Origin of the sequence: Mesorhizobium sp. M1312, from assembly GCF_040318115.1 — a bacterium.
Lineage (GTDB): Bacteria > Pseudomonadota > Alphaproteobacteria > Rhizobiales > Rhizobiaceae > Mesorhizobium.
In genome coordinates, this window is the sequence record NZ_JAMYLQ010000005.1 from 186254 (window position 1) to 202784 (window position 16531).

The 16531-nt window shown below is 63.2% G+C and carries 18 protein-coding genes and 1 pseudogene; 7 read left to right on the top strand and 12 right to left on the bottom strand.

The window, feature by feature from the left end; translation table 11 throughout:
* Nucleotides 1–380: 380 nt before the first annotated feature.
* A complete protein-coding gene (locus NKH36_RS09280; RefSeq protein ID WP_292512599.1) occupies nucleotides 381–1415 on the top strand; it encodes an aspartate-semialdehyde dehydrogenase in 1035 nt (344 codons plus the stop codon).
* 187 nt (nucleotides 1416–1602) lie between these two features.
* Here the strand turns inward: NKH36_RS09280 and NKH36_RS09285 are convergent, their stop codons facing one another.
* Nucleotides 1603–2010, bottom strand: a complete 408-nt coding sequence (locus tag NKH36_RS09285) for an ACT domain-containing protein (RefSeq protein ID WP_352961370.1) — start codon at nucleotides 2008–2010, stop codon at nucleotides 1603–1605.
* A gap of 157 nt (nucleotides 2011–2167) precedes the next feature.
* On the opposite strand from NKH36_RS09285, the gene NKH36_RS09290 reads away from it, so the two are divergent.
* The 3 genes from NKH36_RS09290 to NKH36_RS09300 all read left to right on the top strand — a co-directional run bounded on the left by NKH36_RS09290 (nucleotide 2168) and on the right by NKH36_RS09300 (nucleotide 4025).
* On the top strand, nucleotides 2168–3073 hold the full coding sequence (locus NKH36_RS09290) for a bestrophin family protein (RefSeq protein WP_352961372.1): 906 nt from the start codon (nucleotides 2168–2170) through the stop codon (nucleotides 3071–3073).
* Nucleotides 3074–3195: 122 nt separating this feature from the next.
* Nucleotides 3196–3603 carry a DoxX family protein gene (locus tag NKH36_RS09295; protein WP_352961374.1) on the top strand — a complete coding sequence of 136 codons (408 nt, stop codon included), beginning with the start codon at nucleotides 3196–3198 and terminating at the stop codon, nucleotides 3601–3603.
* 158 nt (nucleotides 3604–3761) lie between these two features.
* Entirely contained in the window at nucleotides 3762–4025 is a 264-nt protein-coding gene (locus NKH36_RS09300; protein ID WP_352961376.1) for a YMGG-like glycine zipper-containing protein, read from the top strand.
* Between the two features lie 78 nt (nucleotides 4026–4103).
* Here NKH36_RS09300 and rpsP read toward each other — a convergent pair whose 3' ends face one another.
* The 8 genes and pseudogenes from rpsP to NKH36_RS09340 all read right to left on the bottom strand — a co-directional run.
* Nucleotides 4104–4505: a 30S ribosomal protein S16 gene (gene rpsP / locus NKH36_RS09305; protein ID WP_352961378.1), complete on the bottom strand. Its 402-nt coding sequence runs from the start codon at nucleotides 4503–4505 to the stop codon at nucleotides 4104–4106.
* A 44-nt stretch (nucleotides 4506–4549) separates the two neighbouring features.
* The gene (locus tag NKH36_RS09310) at nucleotides 4550–4876 is read right to left on the bottom strand and encodes a chorismate mutase (protein WP_352961380.1); all 327 of its coding nucleotides are present in this window, start codon (nucleotides 4874–4876) and stop codon (nucleotides 4550–4552) included.
* Between the two features lie 7 nt (nucleotides 4877–4883).
* The gene (gene ffh, locus NKH36_RS09315) at nucleotides 4884–6521 is read right to left on the bottom strand and encodes a signal recognition particle protein (RefSeq protein ID WP_352961382.1); all 1638 of its coding nucleotides are present in this window, start codon (nucleotides 6519–6521) and stop codon (nucleotides 4884–4886) included.
* Nucleotides 6522–6862: 341 nt separating this feature from the next.
* Nucleotides 6863–7828 (bottom strand): CPBP family intramembrane glutamic endopeptidase, encoded by a 966-nt coding sequence (locus NKH36_RS09320; protein WP_352961384.1) that lies wholly within the window; start codon nucleotides 7826–7828, stop codon nucleotides 6863–6865.
* Nucleotides 7829–8032: 204 nt separating this feature from the next.
* Nucleotides 8033–8632 (bottom strand): DUF1236 domain-containing protein, encoded by a 600-nt coding sequence (locus tag NKH36_RS09325; protein ID WP_352961386.1) that lies wholly within the window; start codon nucleotides 8630–8632, stop codon nucleotides 8033–8035.
* A 63-nt stretch (nucleotides 8633–8695) separates the two neighbouring features.
* Nucleotides 8696–9787 (bottom strand): zinc-binding metallopeptidase family protein, encoded by a 1092-nt coding sequence (locus NKH36_RS09330; protein WP_352961388.1) that lies wholly within the window; start codon nucleotides 9785–9787, stop codon nucleotides 8696–8698.
* 85 nt (nucleotides 9788–9872) lie between these two features.
* Nucleotides 9873–10553, bottom strand: coding sequence for a flavin monoamine oxidase family protein (locus NKH36_RS09335; RefSeq protein ID WP_352961390.1), 681 nt, complete (start codon nucleotides 10551–10553; stop codon nucleotides 9873–9875).
* Nucleotides 10554–10888: 335 nt separating this feature from the next.
* Nucleotides 10889–11116: pseudogene (locus NKH36_RS09340) on the bottom strand (FAD-dependent oxidoreductase); the annotation flags it as partial.
* A 260-nt stretch (nucleotides 11117–11376) separates the two neighbouring features.
* Here NKH36_RS09340 and NKH36_RS09345 point away from each other — a divergent pair.
* Nucleotides 11377–12171: a lytic murein transglycosylase gene (locus NKH36_RS09345; RefSeq protein ID WP_352961392.1), complete on the top strand. Its 795-nt coding sequence runs from the start codon at nucleotides 11377–11379 to the stop codon at nucleotides 12169–12171.
* Between the two features lie 117 nt (nucleotides 12172–12288).
* Here the strand turns inward: NKH36_RS09345 and NKH36_RS09350 are convergent, their stop codons facing one another.
* Nucleotides 12289–13215, bottom strand: a complete 927-nt coding sequence (locus NKH36_RS09350) for an Ivy family c-type lysozyme inhibitor (protein ID WP_352961394.1) — start codon at nucleotides 13213–13215, stop codon at nucleotides 12289–12291.
* 60 nt (nucleotides 13216–13275) lie between these two features.
* Nucleotides 13276–13881, bottom strand: coding sequence for a 3-isopropylmalate dehydratase small subunit (leuD, locus tag NKH36_RS09355; RefSeq protein WP_352961396.1), 606 nt, complete (start codon nucleotides 13879–13881; stop codon nucleotides 13276–13278).
* A gap of 153 nt (nucleotides 13882–14034) precedes the next feature.
* Here leuD and NKH36_RS09360 point away from each other — a divergent pair, with 153 nt between their 5' ends.
* Both NKH36_RS09360 and NKH36_RS09365 read left to right on the top strand, forming a co-directional pair.
* Nucleotides 14035–14460: a GNAT family N-acetyltransferase gene (locus NKH36_RS09360; RefSeq protein ID WP_352961398.1), complete on the top strand. Its 426-nt coding sequence runs from the start codon at nucleotides 14035–14037 to the stop codon at nucleotides 14458–14460.
* Between the two features lie 139 nt (nucleotides 14461–14599).
* The gene (locus tag NKH36_RS09365) at nucleotides 14600–15409 is read left to right on the top strand and encodes a DUF72 domain-containing protein (RefSeq protein ID WP_352961400.1); all 810 of its coding nucleotides are present in this window, start codon (nucleotides 14600–14602) and stop codon (nucleotides 15407–15409) included.
* Here the strand turns inward: NKH36_RS09365 and NKH36_RS09370 are convergent.
* Complete coding sequence (locus tag NKH36_RS09370; RefSeq protein ID WP_352961402.1) at nucleotides 15328–16494, bottom strand: NAD(P)/FAD-dependent oxidoreductase; 1167 nt, start codon at nucleotides 16492–16494, stop codon at nucleotides 15328–15330. The two genes, NKH36_RS09365 and NKH36_RS09370, sit on opposite strands and share 82 nt — an antisense overlap.
* Nucleotides 16495–16531 lie beyond the last annotated feature (37 nt).

Here is a 16531-nt window from a genome sequence, read left to right on the forward strand (position 1 = left end):
CGCGAGCCAGACAATCCTTGCGTTCGTACTTCGCGGCGGCGCCATTGTACAGGGCAAGCCGCCTTGCTCGTCGCGATTGACTCTTTACGCAAACCGCGTAAAAACCGGCACCGAACGGGATAGTTTCGATGCGCGGCCTTTTAATGGCGCTTCTTGCCTTCGACATCCCCGGCCGCAATGCAAATCATTGGGCCGGGAGCGTCGCTGCGTTTCCTCGTTCCAGCACAATCACGTTCTTGGTCAAAACCCGCAAAACGACCGCTAAAACGGTCTGATTCCCTTGGCCTAGCCACCCTCTCCCGGGTCCGGCCCGGGGGTTGAAACCCGCATTGACCGGCGGGTTTTCTCCAAAAACCGAGCGGAGAGGACAGGAGATTTCGATGAGTTTCAAGGTTGCAGTCGTCGGCGCTACGGGCAATGTGGGCCGGGAAATGCTCAACATACTGGAAGAGCGCGGCTTTCCGGTGAGCGAGGTGGTGGCGCTGGCCTCGCGGCGCAGCCAGGGCACGGAAGTGTCGTTCGGCGACCGCACGTTGAAGGTCAAAACGCTGGACCAATATGATTTTTCCGACACCGACATCTGCATCATGTCGGCCGGCGGCAATGTCTCGAAGGAATGGTCGCCGAAGATCGGCAAGCAGGGCTGCGTCGTCATCGATAATTCGTCGGCCTTTCGCTACGACCAGGACGTGCCGCTGATCGTGCCGGAAGTGAACCCGGACGCGATTTCGCTGTTCACGCGCAAGAACATCATCGCCAACCCGAACTGCTCGACGGCGCAACTGGTCGTGGCGCTGAAGCCGCTGCACGACGTCGCCACCATCAAGCGCGTCGTCGTCGCCACCTACCAGTCGGTCTCCGGCGCCGGCAAGGAAGGCATGGACGAGCTGTTCACGCAGACCCGCGCCGTCTTCGTCGCCGACCAGGTCGACGTCAAGAAGTTCACCAAGCGCATCGCCTTCAACGTCATCCCGCATATCGACGTCTTCCTCGACGACGGCTTCACCAAGGAAGAGTGGAAGATGGTGGCCGAGACCAAGAAGATGCTCGACCCCAAAATCAAGCTGACGGCGACCTGCGTGCGGGTCCCGGTGTTCATCGGCCATTCGGAAGCGGTCAACATCGAGTTCGAAAAGCCGATCACCGCCGACGAGGCACGCGAGATTCTGCGCGAAGCGCCGGGCTGCCAGGTTCTCGACAAGCGCGAGGACGGCGGCTACATCACGCCGCTGGACTCCGCCGGCGAGGACGCCACTTTCATCTCGCGCATCCGCGAGGATTCGACCATCGACAACGGCCTGTCGATGTGGATCGTCTCCGACAATCTGCGCAAGGGCGCCGCACTCAACGCGGTGCAGATCGCCGAATTGCTGATCGAGCGCGGGCTGATCCAGCCCAAGAAGAAGGCGGCATAGTTTTCGCTCACGGCCGTATCGCCGCTATCGCGCCTGGCCTCCGCGGGGGCGCCGGAAAACCGGCGGCCCGCAACGCGGGCTCGGCCTTCGGCGGGTTAGCCCCTTCTCCCCGTTTTACGGGGAGAAGGTCCCGGCAGGGGGATGAGGGGCGGCACCGGCGTCTCAGGTAGGTCGCATCGTGCCGGCATCACCTCTGGCTCTCTTCCGCTAATTCCACCAAAATCGCTATCGCCTCTTCCGCCCGGTCGGCCGGGACAAACAGATGGTCGTGGTAGAAGGCCGAGACCGGATTGACGCCCATGCCGGCGGCGGCCAGACGCGTGGTGACGGCGGCGAGGAAGCCGACCGCCTCCAGCGACGAATGGACGTTCAGCGTCACCATCCGGCAGCGGAAGATGGTCTCCAGGCCAGCGGCTTTGGCTTCCTCCTCTAGCGCGATCACCGTCGTCCCCTCGCGCTCGCGAAACAGCATCACCGGCTCGAGTCTGGGCGGTACGGGCGCATCGGGCGGCAGTGTGGCGAAGACATGGATGCCGGGACGCAATTGCGGCGTCATCGTTGCCAGCAGTTTCTTCACATCGGTCTCGCCGGCCATCGATTTGCTCCTGAACGTCTTGTGGATTTTCGATAGCGTGCTCGGCCCCAGGCCGGCAAGACAACATCGCCATGTCGCTGGCGGCTGGGCCTACGCGTCTATTGCATCGCACAATGGAACCGATCAGGATCATTGCCGGTCCGTGAAAGGGGTTTCGATGATCGTTCGCCCGCGCCCGGGATTCTTCCGTCTGTTCTTCATCATGCGCGGCTCCGTGGTGCCGCGCATCCTGCCGCAGATCCTCGGCTTCGGCGTCTATGGCGCACTGGTGGTGCTGGCGGTCACGGCGCTGAAGCTCGACCTCGGCAATGCTGGCCCCGCGCCATTCGCCTTGCTCGGTGTGGCGCTGTCGATCTATCTCGGCTTCCGCAACAACGCCGCCTATGACCGCTGGTGGGAAGCGCGCAAGCTGTGGGGCCAGCTTGTCTTCGACATTCGCAATCTGGCGCGCGCTAGTACCGGGCTGATCGAGGATCGGGTCGAACTGCGCGGCTTGCTGATGGAGGCGATTGCCTTCTGCCACTTCCTGCGCGGCCTGCTTCGGCGGGTCGATGCCACGACCGAAGCACGCGCGTTCATCGGCGAAGGGGCCGAAAGTGCTGCCAAGCTGGCCAACCCGGCTGACGCCATGGTGCGGCGGATGGGCGAGCGAGCCGCGGCGTTGTACAGGGCCGGGGCGATCGATGTGATGGGCTACCGCATCCTCGACGAACGCCTGTCGGAAATCGCGGCAGCGCAAGCCGGCTGCGAGCGCATCATGGGAACACCGCTTCCGTTCGCCTATACGCTGCTCTTGCAGCGCACCGCCTATATCTTCTGCCTGCTGCTGCCGTTTGGGCTCGCCTCGACTGCCGGCTGGGCGACGCCGCTGTTCACGGCGCTGATCGCCTACACCTTCTTCGGCCTCGACGCGCTCTCGGAGGAACTCGAAGACCCGTTCGGCACCGAGGCCAACGACCTCGCCCTCGACGGCCTGTGCCGCGTCTGTGAAATCTCGGTGTTCGAGGCGCTCGGCGAGGCGCCGCCAAAAATGATCCCGGCCGAAAAGTACTATTTTTCCTAAGGTTTGTTCCCGGCTCATCGCAGCGCCGTGCGCTCAAAAGATCGCAGGCGTGTCGGATCGCCGCCTCACGCCGCGTCCTTGGTTCGACCCTGGCGAAGAGGGCTCGAACAACCAGAGGACCAATGACCATGTCTCAAACTGCATCCGTCACGCCGGGCGCGCTGTGGACCGGCCGAGGGCTCAGCGCCCTCATCGTGCTGTTCATGATCTTCGACGGCGTCATCAAGCTGCCGCCGCTCGATGTCGTCACCCAGACCATGGTGCAGCTCGGCTGGCCGGCCGATCCCAATGATTGGCGCATGCTCGGCATCATCGGGCTGGTCTCGACCGCGCTCTATGCGGTGCCGCCCACCTCGGTGCTTGGCGCCATCCTGCTCACCGCCTACCTCGGGGGCGCCATCGCGACGCATATACGTATCGGCAGCCCGCTGTTTTCGCACGCACTGTTCGGCGTCTATCTCGGCTTCATCTTGTGGGGCGGCCTTTTTCTGCGCAATCCCAGGATGCGCGCGCTGATCCTGTTCAACTGATAGCGCCGACTTCAAAAAAGCCGTCGATGGCGGTCGCGTCGCCAGAGAGGAGCACGGTCTGCCGCCCCCTTATTCTTTGACTTTGGATCAAATCGCCCGGTTGCGAGTTAGAAGATGTGGCGGCGAGGACGGAAAAACCCCGGTTGAGAGGAACGACAATGAAGAAACTGGTAGTCCTGATGGTACTAGTAACCTCGCTCGCAGCCTGTTCCCGGACAGAACAGGGCGCCGCGGTCGGTGGGCTAGGGGGCGCTGCTATCGGCGCTGCAGTGGCCGATGACGAAGTTGAAGGTGCGGTGGTTGGTGGTGCTGTCGGCGCCCTCGCCGGCGCACTGATCGGTCGTGCTACCGAACCCGGCCGGTGCCGCTATCGCGGTCGGGATGGGCGCATCTACATCGCCCGCTGCCCTGAAGGCTATTGATCGGCCCTCGTCATAAGCCGGACGAAACAGCAAAACGGCGGACAAAGGCGCCCGCCGTTTCGTAGGGGATAAAAGCGATTATTCGGCGGTCGCGGCTTCCGCCTCGGCCGGCGCGGATGCCGCCGCGGCAACAGCGGCGGCTGCATCGTCCTGCGCCTTCTTCAGAAGAGCGGCGCGTTCCTGCGCCTTCTTGCCGGGCTCGGCCTTCTTCGGGTTGGAGCGGGCCTCACGCTTGGCAAGGCCGGCTTCGTCGAGGAAGCGCAGCACGCGGTCGGTCGGCTGGGCGCCATGCGAGAGCCAATGCTTGACGCGGTCAGCGTCGACCTTAACCCGCTCGCCGTCCTTGGGCAGCAGCGGGTTCCACGAGCCGAGCGACTCGATGAAACGGCCGTCGCGCGGCGAACGGGCGTCTGCGACGACGACGTGGTAATAGGGGCGCTTCTTCGAGCCCGCACGGGCCAGTCGGATTTTCAGTGGCATTTCTTTTCTCCTAAAACTCTGATTTTCGGGTTTACGGCTGGTCCTCAGCCGGTTTTCGTTACGCCGTTGGATGCGGCGATATGCTCGTGATGCCGGATCACTTCACGGACGACGAAGTTCAGGAATTTCTCCGCGAAATCCGGGTCGAGATGGGCGTCCTTCGCCAGTTGGCGAAGGCGGGCGATCTGCTGCTGCTCGCGCGCCGGATCGGCCGGCGGCAGGCCATGCGACGCCTTCAGCTCGCCGACCGCCTTGGTGCAGCGGAAACGCTCGGCCAGCATGTGGATAAGCGCTGCGTCGATGTTGTCGATCGAGGCGCGGTAGTCGACCAGCGCCGCACGTGCGTCGGCCATGTTCTTTTCTTCGTTCATCGCGCCCTCACTTCTTCTTGCCGGGGCCGTTCTTGCCCAGCATTGGCAGACCGCCACCAGATCCCGGCAAACCAGGAAGCTTCATGCCGCCGGGCAGCCCAGGCAGGCCACCGCCACCTGGAAGGCCACCGGGCAGGCCCTTCATGCCACCGAGACCGGCTGCCTGCGCCTGCTTCTGCAAGGCTTCGAGCTGCTTGGGATCCATCTTGGACAGGTCCGGCATGCCGCCGCCCATCATGCCGCCCGGGCCACCCATGCCTCCCATACCCCCTGGCATCATGCCGCCGAGGCCCATCTTCTGGGCCAGGCCGCCCATCATGCCGCGCATCAGGCCACCGCCTTTGCCCTTGCCGCCCATCGCCTTCATCATGTCGGCCATGCCGCGATGCATCTTCAGGAGCTTGTTGATCTCGGCCGCATCGGTGCCGGAGCCGGCGGCGATGCGCTTCTTGCGCGAGTGCTTCAGAATATCGGGGTTGGCGCGCTCGGCCTTGGTCATCGACGAGATGATGGCGAGCTGGCGGCCGAACATCTTGTCGTCGAGACCAGCGGCAGCCATCTGATCCTTCATCTTGCCCATGCCCGGCATCATCCCCATGATGCCGCCCATGCCGCCCATCTTCGACATCTGCTGAAGCTGGCCGGCAAGGTCGTTCAGGTCGAACTTGCCCGACTGCATCTTCTTGGCCATCGCCGCCGCCTGCTCGGCGTCGATGTTTTCGGCAGCCTTTTCGACCAGGCTGATGATGTCGCCCATGCCGAGGATGCGGTCGGCGATGCGCTTGGGATGGAATTCCTCCAGCCCGTCCATTTTCTCGCCGGTACCAATCAGCTTGATCGGCTTGCCGGTGACGGCGCGCATGGAAAGTGCTGCACCACCACGGCCATCACCGTCCATGCGGGTCAGCACCAAACCGGTGATGCCGACGCGCTCATCGAAGCTTTTCGCCAGATTGACTGCGTCCTGGCCGGTCAGCGAATCCGCGACCAAAAGGATTTCGTGGGGCGACGACACCTTCTTGATGTCGGCCATCTCGACCATCAGAGGCTCGTCGATATGGGTGCGACCGGCGGTGTCGAGGATGACGACGTCATGGCCGCCGAGCTTTGCCGCCTGCACGGCGCGGCGGGCGATGTCGACCGGCGTCTGGCCCTCGACGATCGGCAGCGTGGCGACCTTGACCTGCTCGCCGAGCTGACGGAGCTGCTCCTGCGCGGCGGGACGCCGCGTGTCGAGCGAGGCCATCAGGACCTTCTTGTTCTGACGCTCGCTGAGGCGCTTGGCGATCTTGGCCGATGTCGTCGTCTTGCCGGAGCCCTGCAGGCCGACCATCATGATGACGACCGGAGCCGGCGCATTGAGGTCGATGGCGACGCCCTCGGCACCCAACATCTCGACCAGCTCGTCATGGACGATCTTGACGACCATCTGGCCGGGCTTGATCGACTTCAGCACGGCGGCGCCGACGGCCTTCTCGCGCACCTTGTCGGTGAAGGAACGCACAACTTCCAGCGCCACGTCGGCCTCGAGCAGCGCACGGCGCACCTCGCGCAACGCCGCCGCGACATCGGCCTCCGACAGGGCACCGCGGCCGGTGAGGCCGTTCAGGATCGAACCAAGGCGCTCTTGCAGTGATTCAAACATTCTTCTTCCTTTTCCCTGGCACCCGGATGATGCCCGAGAGGTAATGCGTTCACGCTCAGTGTCCAACCCAAAGCCTGTCCAGGCAAAAGCCAGTCCGGGCAAAGGCTCAAAGCCAAAAAGCACCCGGGGGCGCACAGCGCTGCCGGATGTTGGCCTCCAGGATCGATTTACAGCACGTCACCTCAAAGAGGCTTCGGCGTCCCGGTCGGCTTGCTCGGAGGGATACTCGTCGCGGAATTCGCGGCGTGTAGACAGGAAATCGGCCGCCGAGTCAAGGTGCGGACCGAATCCGCTGAACCGGGCCGGTTCGGTTTATGGCAGCACCCCCAGCGTGATGCGCATCAGCTTGGGCCGCCGGGGTGCGAAATATCCGGCTCGACCTTCAGCGGCGAGCGCGGATGCAGCAGCAGCAGAACAGTCAACAGGCTGCAGACGATGCCGGTCGCCGCGATGAGGACGGCATCAAGCGTCGTCCAGCCGGGGCCTTCGAGCGGCTTGGCGTTGAACAGGGCGAAGGAATTGTAGCTTTGCTGGTGCGAAATCAGCAGGAAACCGGTCAGATTGTTGCCGAGATGGGCGCCGAAAGCCGCGGCGAGATTGCCGGTGGCATAGACCATAAGCGTCAGGAGCAGCGCAAAAGCAGCGATCGAGGCCAGCACGCAGGCGTTGATGGCAGCGGTCGAGCTTGGGCTCCAATGCATCGCAGTGAACAGAAGCGCTGGCAGCAATGCCCAGATGACGGGGTTTTGAAACCGGTTGGCCAGGCCCCTGAGAAGATAGCCGCGAAACAGCACCTCTTCGGACGAAGTCTGCAGCAGGGTCAGCGCAGCGATCGGGATCAGAAACAGCAGCCAGGACGACAGGCCGATCGCACCGCGCGCAATGTCGGGCTGCAAGAGATAGAGCAGGATTTCGGAGAGCAGCGATGTGATCAGCACCGCGGCCAATCCCTTGAGGAATCCCGAGCGCGAAACGCGGCGGCTGGTGCCGATCAGCGCCATCAGCGGTTCGCGATGGACCCAGCGCATGGCAGCCCACAGGCCGAGCCAGATTCCGGCAAAGGAGGCGAGCGCGGCGAGGATTCCGGTGGGCGAGGCCATGAAATTCTGCAGCGCCCCTCCTTCTATCGGGGTGCCAGACGATGCCTGCCAGATAACAAAAAGATAGGTGCCGCCGAACAGCACTGCCATGGTTGTCACGACCCAGAACAGGATGACGATCGCCGTTCCGAGCAGGAGCCGCGGCAGGGTCATCTTGGCGTTGGGAGAGCGCCGATAATGCTCGAAGGCGGCAGGGTCTGTTATCACGCGGGTTCCTTGCCTGATGCATCGGGTCGCATGATCTAGAGCATCGGACCCAAAAGTGGAACCGGTTTTGGGAAAATCAGATGCTCGAACAAAAGGCTGGAGCGGCGGGCACGCCGCTCCAGCACGAAGCTCAGGTTAACGATATCGGACCGAGGCGGCCCGCTGTGGGCTCTTGCCGGGCGGCCGCCTGATTGCTTGCTGATGTCAGCGCTCGACGTACATGATGCGTCGGGTGCCGGGATCGACCAGTGCCGGCTGACCGTTCACATAGACATAGCGGTACTCATAGTCCGGAATCTCACGCAACTCGACGGTATCGGGCAAGGTCGCGCCCGTAACCACCTCGCCCTCGAGATAGACCGGGTCGACCCGGTTGGTCTCGATATAGGTGCGGACTTCGGCCGGCGGCCGCCTGATCGGCTCGATCGGCTCGCCAGCGACGATCGCTCCGGTATAGATGTCGGGATCGTCGACGTCGGCGGGCGCTTCGACGATGGTAATGTCTGCGTCGGCCGCGCGCCGGGTCAGGACGACCTCGTTGCCGCCAAAATCGGCCGTCACATAGTCGGAATAGATCCAGCCCTGGCCATTGGCCTCGGCGATGGTGCACCATTTGCTGTTTTGGATGCAGCCATCAAGCGTTGCCGACTGGCCGGCGGCGAGCACGCCAATGACCGGATATTGCGGGCCGGGGCCGGCGCGAATGTTGAGATCTGCGACAGCCGACACGGCGGTATCGGCCAAGGCTGTGCCGGACATCGCGACAAGCGCTCCGGCGACAGCAGGAAACAGTATGCGCTTCATGGTTTCGCTCCGTTTTGATGGTCCCTCGCGAACGAAAACGAAACAAGGCCTTATGCGTTCCGGCTAAAACGCCTCGGCCGGCTCACGTTTTGTTCCGGTTTCTTTCACGTCAGTCAGCAGTTCATGAACGAAGGCCAGCTTCCGTGCGGTCACCTCCGAGATGACGAAGGGATAAAGGTCCGGCAGGCCCATGCAGCGGTTGATCGAGTTGGACGCTTCCGACAGCACCAGCCAGCGGGCCAGGATGTTTTCGAACGGTTCGGGAACGGCGGCAGGTTCCGACGGCGCCGGTTGCAGCTCGCCGCCGGTGTCGCTGCGCGACAGCTCGTTGGCCTCTACCGTTTCCAGTCGGCCGAGCGGGAAATTCAGCGCATGCACCATCTCCAGCGTATCGGTGATGTGCAGATGGTGCGCCCATGTCTCGGCCCAGTCCTCCCAGGGATGAGACGTGGCATAGGCGGAAATGTGGTCCTGCTGCCAGTGGGGCGCAGCACCATTGGCATGGTAGGCCTTCAGCGCCTGCTCGTAATCTGCGCGCTCGTCGCCGAACAATGCGCGGAAGGCGGCAAGCCGTTGCGGGTCGTCGCGGATCAGGCGGTCCCAGTAATAGTGGCCGAGCTCATGGCGGAAATGGCCGAGCAACGTACGGTAGTTCTCGCCCATCTCGACGCGCCGTCTTTCGCGCTCGGCCGAGTCCGCCTCGGCGACATTCAGTGTGATCAAGCCGTTGTCATGGCCGGTCAGGATGCGCGCGCCCCCTGGGCCGCCGATCGGATCGGCGAGAAAGTCGAAGGCGAGGCCGGCCTCGTCGCCGGCGTTCCGCTTGGGCACGACCGGCAGTCCGGCGGCGAGCAGCGAATAGATTGCCCGCTTCTTTGCCGCTTCGACGCGAATCCAGCGACGGCGGTTGCCATCGACCGAAAGGTCCGGGATCAACTGGTTCAGCTCGCAGGCGCCGCAGAAGGCATGGCCAGGTTCCGCCATCCAGTTGCAGGCGCACTCGTCGGCATTTGTGCACTGGAAAACGCCGCCGGCGCCTGACAGCACGAAGCGCGCATGCCCGGGATCGTAGAGCACGGGGCTGGCGCAGTTCAGGCACTGGGCGTTCTCGAAATAGAGGCGGTGGCCGCAATGCGGGCAATCGAAGAGCTTCATCCCAATCTCAAATCATCAGGTCCGGATATAGTGCGGAGCGGCTTATCGCCCAAACGCCTGTCGGCGGCCGGCGTTCCTGCCGTTGCTATTTTGCCGCAAGCTGGGCGGCGACCATTCTCGCCACCGCCTCGCCCGATAGCCTGGCGCCGCCGCAGGTTTGCATCAGCGGACCGGCCAGATGCTCGCCGGCGAAGAAGATTTTTTCCGCCACCGGCTGCATCAGCGTGGCGCGCGCCTGCGAACGGCCGGGGCGGGCCGCAGCATAGGCGCCGCGCACGAACCGCTCGCCGCCCCAATTGGTCATCATGGCGCGACCGACATGTTTTCGCACGTCGCCCCCGAATATGGCGCACAGCCGGTCGACGACGAAGTCGACGCCTGCCGCCTCGCCCGCCGCCGACATTTCCCAGGCGAAATCGCCGCCGACGAAGCCGACCATCAGGTCGAGGTCGAAGGGAAAGCAAAGGAAGTAGATGTCGTGCCTGGCCAGCCGCTCGATCAGCAGGTCGAACGGCTCTAGCCCGAGCCTTGTGCCCCTGATTTCGACCGGCAGCTTGGTCAGCATGCCCATCGGCAGGTCGAATAAGGCAGCGAAGTGCGTGTCGGGCAGCGCCGGCGAGAATTCGATCTCCTCGAAGGCGAGCACCGCCGGCGAAGCGGTGACGATGGCCGCCTTGGCGCGGATGGTGCCGCGATCGGTGACGCAGGCGACGCCAGGCACGTCCCAGAGGATTTTCCGCACCGGCGTCGACAGCTCGACGGGCACGTCGGCGCCGAAACGGGCGACCAGTGCGCCGAACCCTCCTTGGTGAAATAGTTCGGATCGAGATCGGCGGCGGCCTGAAAGTCGCGGATCGATATCTCGTCCTCGTCGGCGCCGAAGTCCATCGGCCCAGCGAAGGTGGCGGCGGCGCGCGGCGCACGGCCCCTGGCGAGCAACGCCGAAAGACGGTCGTCGTCACCAACCTTGACCTCATGCGCCGCCAGAAGCTCGAACAGCCTGATATCGGCCGCCTTCATTGCGGCCTCTTCGTCCTCGCTCGCCTTTCGGTTGCGATAGTAGAGATGGTCGATATTCATGTCGTGATGGTGAAGCGTCCAGCGGGCGGCTTGCGCCTCAGGAAAGTAAGGATTGCGGTCGGTCGCGTGCAGCCAGGCGCAGCCGAGGTCGAAAGGAACGCCGAAATGCTGATCGCTGGTCCAGGCGCGGCCGCCGATACGGTTCATCGCTTCGACCAGCTTGAACGAGAGGCCAGCCGCACGCAGGGTCTTGGCGGCAGAAAGCCCCGCCGAGCCGCCGCCGATGACCACGACGTCAACGTCTTCCATGAATATTCCAGCCCCCGCCACAATAATTACTTGATCTTAAGCAAGTTCTCCGGCATCCGCCAGCGCTGCGGCGAGGATGCGTAAACGAGTTCTTAGCGCATCGACCCGAAAATCGGTTCCGATTCTCGGAAAGCACGATGCGCAGATTGTAAAGTGTTGGAGCGTACTGCGTCCGGCGCACGTCGCTCCAACAGTGACAAGCGGGCGTTTCGCTGGCAAATTCGTATTCGGGACAAGATCCAGGCAATCAGGAGAGCAACATGGCATTTTTTGCCAAGGCAAAGATTTTCGCGGCGGCGGCATCGATGATGCTTGCGGTGGCATCAGGTGCACAGGCCGCCCAGTGCGGCAATACGGGCGCGGGCTTCGAAGCCTGGAAGGCGGAGTTCGCGCAGGAAGCAAAGGCCAGCGGCGTAGGCTCGAAGGGTCTGGCCGCCCTGGCTCGCGCGACCTATGCAACAAAGACGATCGGCGTCGACCGCGCCATCCATAAGGCTTTCAGCGGCTCGGTGGAAGCTTTCATGAAGCGCCGCGGCGCGTCTACCATCATTTCCAAGGGCCGTTCGCTGAAGAAGTCGAACGCCGCCCTGTTCGACAAGATCGAACGGACCTACGGCGTGACGCCGGGTGTGTTGCTCGCCATCTGGGGTATGGAAACCGGCTTCGGTTCCTTCTTGGGCAAGCAGAATACGGTCTCCGCCATTTTAACGCTTGCCTATGATTGCCGCCGCCCGGAGTTCTTCTACCCGCATGCTGTTGCAGCCCTGAAGTTGGTTGATAGCGGCGCTTTGAGCGCCTCGTCGGTCGGTGCCGCGCATGGCGAGATCGGCCACACGCAGTTCCTGCCGGGAAATGTTTTGACATATGGAGTTGGCAACAAAAATCTGCGCGACAAGGCCACTGCGTTGGCTTCCACCGCCAACTTCCTCAGAGGTCATGGTTGGCAGGCCGGCGCGAGCGCGCAGGCGAATATGGGCGCAATTGCCGGCTGGAATTCCGCGAGCGTCTATCAACAGGCCATCGCCCGCATGGCCACGGCGATCGATGGCGATTGATAGAAATCTCTGTTCGACGGAAAGCCCGGCCATGCGCCGGGCTTTTTTGTTGTTGCTCTAAGGTTACGACTGCCGCCGCTCGGCCCCGCCTCGGGAACGAAGGCGCGAAGCAAGAAGCTAATTCGGCGAGCCGAGCGCTCTGTCCATCGCGTCCCTGACCTCGGCGGGCCACGTGTTCACAGCCGGCCAAGCGTCCGGCTCCGGCTTGTCGCCGCGCCTGGCGAAATAGAGCTTGTGGTTGGCCGGGTCGACCGCCATGAAGCCGTCATTGCCGCCGCAATCGTGCGGTACGCAGCCGCTGGCATAGAAGGCGCCTGAGGCGGTTTTCTCGGTGCCGCCGCCGACCAGCAGGCTGGTCGCCATCTCGGGCATCTCCTTGCCGAGCAGCGTCTCGGCTAGCCTGTAGATGGCCTCGTTGTGGAAGGCGTCGACGATGTTGTCGTATTTCGACGGATCGACGTCTTTCCACTCAGTGCCGGGCTCCGGCATATAGGTGAGATTGCCGGAAGTCGTCAGCCCATCCGTCGGCGACCATTGCAGCGCCGGCTTGGAAACGCCGGGCAAAAGATAAGGCACGAAATTGATGGCCCTGTCGGAGATCGCAGCCGGCGGTGCGCCGCATTCATTCTGCTCGACCGTGATGCTCTGGATGGTGCCGCCTTCCGGCTTCCACACGATCACCGTAGCCGGGCCGCACTGGTTGCCGCCATCGCCGACATCGACCAGAGCGACGTTGACCCCGCCAACCTTGACGATCTTGTCGAAGGACACCTCGTAATTGCTGGCCAGCTGCTTGCCGTCATAGGCCAGCACCTTCTCGCCATACTCTTCCTGCTGGGTGATGGTCAGCTGCCCACTCTCGAACGGGACCGGTGCTTGGCTGACATCTTCGCCTAGGGCCGCATTGCTCGACGCGCCCAGGTCGGCGGCGCCGGACGCATCGTCAGCCGGCACGAGCACCATGTCGGTCTGTGCATGCGCGCCGGCCACCGGCATCAGAATCCACGCCAACGCGCAGGCGCACGCAAGAAGCGAACGTGTCATGAATGTCCCTCCGTTCAGCAGCACGAACCCGGCGTGTCGCGGCCGGAGTCATCGTACCGCTCAGGCCCAGGGCCGCAGCTCGGCGTTCTTCTTCTCGAACGAGGCGATGGCGTCGGCCTTCTCCATTGTCAGGCCGATGTCGTCGAGGCCGTTCAAGAGGCAGAGCCGCTTGAAGTCGTCGAGGTCGAACTTGACCACGCCGCCGTCCGGCCCGCGGATTTCCTTGGCTTCGAGGTCGACCGACAGCGTCGCGTTGGAGCCGCGCGAGGCGTCGTCCATCAGCTTCTCCAGATCCTCGGGGCTGACGGTGATCGGCAGGATGCCGTTCTTGAAGCAGTTGTTGTAGAAAATGTCGGCAAATGAGGTCGAGATGACGCAGCGTATGCCGAAATCGAGCAGCGCCCATGGCGCATGTTCGCGCGACGAGCCGCAGCCGAAATTGTCGCCGGCGACCAGGATCTGCGCCTTGCGATAGGCCGGCTTGTTGAGCACGAAGTCGGGGTTTTCCGAACCGTCGTCCTTGTAGCGCATTTCGGCGAACAGCCCGCTGCCGAGCCCGGTGCGCTTGATCGTCTTGAGATAATCCTTGGGGATGATCATGTCGGTATCGACATTGACGATCGGCATCGGCGCGGCAACGCCGGTGAGCTTGGTGAATTTTTCCATGGTCTTTGCCCGTCTTTTCTTCGCTGCGGGGATGTGTTGGCGCCCGGTTTACACAAAGCTGCGGGCAAATAAAAGGCGGCTGTTTTCGGCTGGCCCTGGTCCTGGAGCACAGACCGCTTCAAAGTTGCCGCCCTATGGTGCACCTTGGCCGGCATGACAACACGTCCCAAAATCCTCTACGCCAGCGAACCGGCCCTCGACGCAGCCGAGTTCCGCCGCGTGCTGGTGGAATCCGGCCTCGGCGCGAACCGCCCCGTCGATGACGACGCCCGTTTGAAGACGATGCTTGCCCGCGCCGATCTGGTGTTGACGGCGCGCCTCGCCACAGAGGGCAAGCCGCTGGTCGGTGTTGCCCGCGGTGTCACCGACTTTTCTTGGGTCTGTTATATTTCCGAGCTCGCCGTTTCCGGTGCGGCGCAAGGGCTGGGCATCGGCAAGGGTCTGATGGATGAGGCACGCCGGCAGCTCGGGCCTTCCGTCGCCATAAGCCTGATCTCCATGCCCGACGCCGTCGGCTTCTATGAGCGGATCGGTATGGAACGCATGCCCGACGCCTTCTGGTTCGGCCGCAAGCGCTGACCACTGCCATTATTTCCTGCCGGCCGGAGCCAAGCAGCGGCCGAGGACGCGGAATAGTGGGGACAGGTGAGCGCTGGCCGTATGGTTTCGGCCTAGTAGACTCCCTTGACCTGCGCAGTGCCCTGTCCACATCTTCAGCATGGAAAAGCACCGGTGCTTCATAGGCACGGCCGGCTGGAGCATCCCGTCACGTTACAAGGATCTTTTTCCGGATTCCGGCTCGCACCTTGAGCGTTATGGCGACCGCCTCGGCGCCGTTGAAATCAATTCGTCTTTTTATAAGCCGCATCGCCGCGAAACCTACGAACGCTGGGCTGGTTCGGTGCCGCAAGATTTCCGCTTCTGCGTGAAAGTCCCCAAGGCGGTAACGCATGAGCGTCGGCTCGCTGACTGCGGAGACCTTGTCGAAACTTTCCGGCAACAGGCTGGAGGCCTCGGTCACAAACTTGCAGCGCTGCTGGTGCAGTTGCCGCCGAGCCTACCCTTCGACCCGCACGTCGCCAATGACTTCTTCGATCTGTTGCGAAAGCAGACCGACGTGAAATTAGCCTGCGAACCACGCCATGCCAGTTGGTTCGAGCCGGATGCCGATGCGCTTCTGACCGGCTTCCGTGTAGCGCGCGTCGCAGCCGATCCGGCTCGCGTTCCCGCTGCAGGCACGCCATCCGGCTGGCCGGGCCTCGTCTATTTCCGCCTGCATGGCGCGCCGCGCATCTATTACTCGGACTATGACACCGAAAGCCTGATCGAGATCAGGCAGCGGCTGGATGCCGCGAGTGCGACGGGCGCTGAGGTCTGGTGCATTTTCGACAATACGGTTAAGGGCCACGCGCTCGGCAACGCCCTTGCCGTGACCGCGATGGCGCCTCAAATCACATTCAGCTCCCTGAAAGCCCGGCCTTCGGCGACACGGCTATACCCAAACGCCGTGCAATCCACCGTGCGGTAGCCGCCATGCACGATCAGTTCGGCCAGCGCCTTGCCGACGGCCGGCGCCTGCTGCAGGCCGTGGCCGGAAAAACCGTTGGCGAAGAGGAAATTCCTGACCCGCGGATGCGGGCCGATCACCGCGTTCTGGTCGAGCGTGTTGTAATCGTAATGGCCGGCCCAGGCACGCGTCGGCTTGATCGCTTCGAAGGCCGGAATGCGGGTCGCCAGCACCGGCCAGATCACCTCTTCGAACAGCGGCCAGTCGGGCTCGAAATCGGCTGGGTCGGCAGGGCCGTCGCCCTCTTCCGGCTCGGCGCCGCCGGTGATGTAGACCGAACCTTCCGGCCTGACATAGATGCCGCTCGGATCGACCAGCAGCGGCATGTCATCATATTTCTCGCGCGCCTCGAAGATGAAGACGTTGCGCTTGCGCGGTTCCACCGGCAGCACCAGTCCGGCCATTGCAGAAACCTTGCCGGCATTCGGCCCGGCGGCGTTGACGACGATGCCGGTCTCGAGCCGCTCGCCATTGTCGAGGCTGACGCTGGTAACACGGTCGCCCTGCCGTTCGATGCCAGTCACATCAGCGGTGATGAAATCGATCTTTTTCTCGCGCAGCGCCTTGCGGAACAGCATCAGCATGGCATGCGCGTCGAACCAGCCCTCGCCCGTGCGGCCATAGGCACCGGCGGTGATGCCCTCTGTCGACAGCCATGGAAACCGGCGGACGAGCGCCTCCGCATCCTCAAGCACGATGTCGGCGCCCTCGGCCATCTGCGCCTCGTAGTTGGCCTTGAGAATCGGCAGCCCGTTTTCGCCGGCAAGGATGAGGTAGCCACCTTCGCGAAAGCCGATATCGGCACCCGCCCCGAACTCTTCCGTGAGCCGCCGAAACAGTTTCAGCGTGAACTGCGATAGCCGGATGTTTTCTGGGATGGAAAACTGCTGGCGAATGGAAGCGCAAGATAGCGTCGTCGCCGCATGAGCAAATTGCGGGTCGCGCTCGACCAGCGCGATCGAGCCCGAAAACCCTTCCTTGCGCAGGTAATAAGCGATCGAGGAGCCGACGATGGCTCCGCCGATGATGACGATGTCGTAGCGCACTTTTCCGCCTCTCCAGTTCCAGAGCCTGATCCCGAAA

What these genes read in the sequence shown, in the direction of transcription:
- NKH36_RS09280 (WP_292512599.1), top strand. Translation starts at nt 381, where the DNA reads ATGAGTTTCAAGGTTGCAGTCGTCGGCGCTACGGGCAATGTGGGCCGG.
- NKH36_RS09285 (WP_352961370.1), bottom strand. Translation starts at nt 2,010, where the DNA reads ATGGCCGGCGAGACCGATGTGAAGAAACTGCTGGCAACGATGACGCCG.
- NKH36_RS09290 (WP_352961372.1), top strand. Translation starts at nt 2,168, where the DNA reads ATGATCGTTCGCCCGCGCCCGGGATTCTTCCGTCTGTTCTTCATCATG.
- NKH36_RS09295 (WP_352961374.1), top strand. Translation starts at nt 3,196, where the DNA reads ATGACCATGTCTCAAACTGCATCCGTCACGCCGGGCGCGCTGTGGACC.
- NKH36_RS09300 (WP_352961376.1), top strand. Translation starts at nt 3,762, where the DNA reads ATGAAGAAACTGGTAGTCCTGATGGTACTAGTAACCTCGCTCGCAGCC.
- rpsP (WP_352961378.1), bottom strand. Translation starts at nt 4,505, where the DNA reads ATGCCACTGAAAATCCGACTGGCCCGTGCGGGCTCGAAGAAGCGCCCC.
- NKH36_RS09310 (WP_352961380.1), bottom strand. Translation starts at nt 4,876, where the DNA reads ATGAACGAAGAAAAGAACATGGCCGACGCACGTGCGGCGCTGGTCGAC.
- ffh (WP_352961382.1), bottom strand. Translation starts at nt 6,521, where the DNA reads ATGTTTGAATCACTGCAAGAGCGCCTTGGTTCGATCCTGAACGGCCTC.
- NKH36_RS09325 (WP_352961386.1), bottom strand. Translation starts at nt 8,632, where the DNA reads ATGAAGCGCATACTGTTTCCTGCTGTCGCCGGAGCGCTTGTCGCGATG.
- NKH36_RS09330 (WP_352961388.1), bottom strand. Translation starts at nt 9,787, where the DNA reads ATGAAGCTCTTCGATTGCCCGCATTGCGGCCACCGCCTCTATTTCGAG.
- NKH36_RS09345 (WP_352961392.1), top strand. Translation starts at nt 11,377, where the DNA reads ATGGCATTTTTTGCCAAGGCAAAGATTTTCGCGGCGGCGGCATCGATG.
- NKH36_RS09350 (WP_352961394.1), bottom strand. Translation starts at nt 13,215, where the DNA reads ATGACACGTTCGCTTCTTGCGTGCGCCTGCGCGTTGGCGTGGATTCTG.
- leuD (WP_352961396.1), bottom strand. Translation starts at nt 13,881, where the DNA reads ATGGAAAAATTCACCAAGCTCACCGGCGTTGCCGCGCCGATGCCGATC.
- NKH36_RS09360 (WP_352961398.1), top strand. Translation starts at nt 14,035, where the DNA reads ATGACAACACGTCCCAAAATCCTCTACGCCAGCGAACCGGCCCTCGAC.
- NKH36_RS09365 (WP_352961400.1), top strand. Translation starts at nt 14,600, where the DNA reads ATGGAAAAGCACCGGTGCTTCATAGGCACGGCCGGCTGGAGCATCCCG.